Origin of the sequence: Cardinium endosymbiont of Culicoides punctatus (assembly GCF_004354815.1) — a bacterium.
Classification (GTDB): domain Bacteria; phylum Bacteroidota; class Bacteroidia; order Cytophagales; family Amoebophilaceae; genus Cardinium.
In genome coordinates this window covers 1-807 of sequence record NZ_QWJI01000053.1, presented here as the reverse complement: position 1 = coordinate 807, position 807 = coordinate 1, and the positions used below count along the sequence as shown (strand labels likewise).

General features: G+C 29.7%; 1 protein-coding gene. It reads left to right on the top strand.

The window, feature by feature from the left end:
* A partial coding sequence (locus CCPUN_RS04195; protein WP_165941959.1) for an AAA family ATPase occupies positions 1 to 807 on the top strand: 807 nt, incomplete at both ends.

Below are 807 nucleotides of genomic sequence, written 5' to 3'. Positions count from 1 at the left end.
TTTATCTCTAATGGGGAGTTTGAAGATGAAAATGGTGATATAATAAAATACGACTGGAAAAAATATCCGGTGATTAGATTGGATTTTTCTAAACTAAATAATAAAACATCCGAAAGATTAGAAAAGGATATTAAAAAGGCCATGTATCGCACTGCTAAATTTTATGGCATTGATTCAAATATAGAAAAGCCTGACAACAATGACAGTATTCAGAGCTATTATATAGATTTAGTGGAAGAATTAAAAACATTAAAAAAAGGCTATGAGTCTAAAATAGTTCTGCTAATAGATGAATATGATAGTCCGGTAATCAATTTAGACTGGAATTCTCAGAACTATAAAGACTGCATGAAAGTACTTAGTGATTTTTTTGCAACAGTAAAAAGTTGTGCTAATGACTGTCAGTTAATATTTGTAACGGGTGTGTATAAATTCGTTTTATCGGGATTAGGTTCAGGAGCTAATATATTGCACGATGGAGATATATCACTTGATGAAAATGTTTCAGATATTGTAGGATATCGAGAAGAAGATATTAGAGCATTATTTAAATATAATTTCGACAAAATATGTGATAGAAGAAAAGAAATAACGGGTATAGACCAATCGACTGAAACAGTTGTAAAGGATTTGAAAGAATATTATAATGGATATAGGTTTTCTAATTCTAATAAAGAACCTGATGTATTTAATCCTACATCCATACTACATTTTTTTAAATCAGGGGAATTATTAGGTTATTGGAAAGATACAGCAGATACTAGGCTCTTAGTAAAACAGATGCAAGACAATATTGAAAGATTTAGC